The following is a 1,204-nucleotide window of genomic DNA, read 5'->3' on the forward strand; positions in this document are numbered from 1 at the left end:
CCATCGTGAAGATTCTGCTGCCGAAGATGGATTATAAACCGGAGGAGCGGGCGGAAGTGATTCAGCAGGCGTACCTGGGACTGTTCAGGTTGGCGGCGCCGATGCTCTTTGACAAGTATGTGGACTTTATCGATCTCTACGCGGAAATCCGGGACGAGGAGCGTGAAGTCATCTACCGCTCCGTCAAAGTTGTTATGCCGGGCAAGACAACACCCCCCTGCCCCCCTCAAGGGGGGAATCAACGGGGGGGAACCCTGCGGAACAATGTTGACAGAGTACTACCGCCTGGTGACGGAGAGTGAGGAGACCGCCATGTTGGCTCAATACATAAAGGATAAGGGATTTCAGGAAGGACGACGCGAAGGGAAGCGCGAAGGAAAACTGGAAGGACACCACGAAGGAAGACTGGAAGGACGACGCGAAGGGAAAGTGGAAGGACGGCTTGAGGGAAAATGTGGCCTCCTGGAGAAGATACTGACCCGTCGTTTTGGTCCACTGCCGGACTGGGCGAAACATCGCCTGGCGTCTGCATCGTCGGAACAGTTGGACCAGTGGGCCGAGCGGGTGCTCGAAGCGAAGTCACTTCAGGATGTGTGGGTAGAATAAAGGAGGTCCGGCCATATGCCGCGCAGTGCTTGGGGATTGGGTGGGCAAAAGAATTTTCCATGATCCTTTTCATCCGCAGATTAAGGAGATTTTCGCAGATTGGGAAACGTTGAAACATTGCCAAAATGACGCCAAGGATGCTATCGTTTAGACATAAACAAAGAAGGTAGGTGATGGCGCAGATCAAATCGGACGAAAGAATACCGGCCCGGATGCCCTCCGAGGTCTATGAAAAGATTGTGGAGGCGGCTCGGTTGACCGGCGCCACACTGAATCAATTCCTGGTTCAGGCGGCGTTGGAAAAAGCCGACAACGTGCTGGAGCGGGAGAGGGTCATTCATCTGTCCCGAAAGGCGGCTGAGATGGTTTTTCATTTACTGGACCATCCGCCGGAACCGAACGAGGTATTGAAAAAAGCCGCCGCACGCAGAAAATACGAACCGCCGTGCCCGAAATAGCCCCGTTAGGCCTTGGCCATGATCGCGTCGCATTTGACTGCGGGAGTGCCGAATTGAATGCGTTTTTCAAAGCGACAGCCAGGCAGCACGCAGCCAGGGGCATATCCCGTACATGGGTCCTTGCAGATCCGAACGCCCCC

At 55.0% G+C, this 1,204-nt stretch carries 2 protein-coding genes and 1 pseudogene; all 3 read left to right on the forward strand.

All coding sequences use genetic code 11. The features are described from left to right. Positions 1-302 (forward strand): annotated as a pseudogene (locus tag MWC30_RS21580) (hypothetical protein); the annotation flags it as partial. Next, the gene (locus tag MWC30_RS21585; protein WP_244086269.1) at positions 265-606 is read left to right on the forward strand and encodes a DUF4351 domain-containing protein; all 342 of its coding nucleotides are present in this window, start codon (positions 265-267) and stop codon (positions 604-606) included. The pseudogene MWC30_RS21580 and the gene MWC30_RS21585, both read left to right, overlap by 38 nt. Before the next feature lie 173 nt (positions 607-779). After that, positions 780-1,064: a DUF1778 domain-containing protein gene (locus tag MWC30_RS21590; RefSeq protein ID WP_244086270.1), complete on the forward strand. Its 285-nt coding sequence runs from the start codon at positions 780-782 to the stop codon at positions 1,062-1,064. Positions 1,065-1,204: the final 140 nt, after the last annotated feature.

Source organism: Desulforhabdus sp. TSK (assembly GCF_022836495.1).
GTDB lineage: Bacteria > Desulfobacterota > Syntrophobacteria > Syntrophobacterales > Syntrophobacteraceae > Desulforhabdus.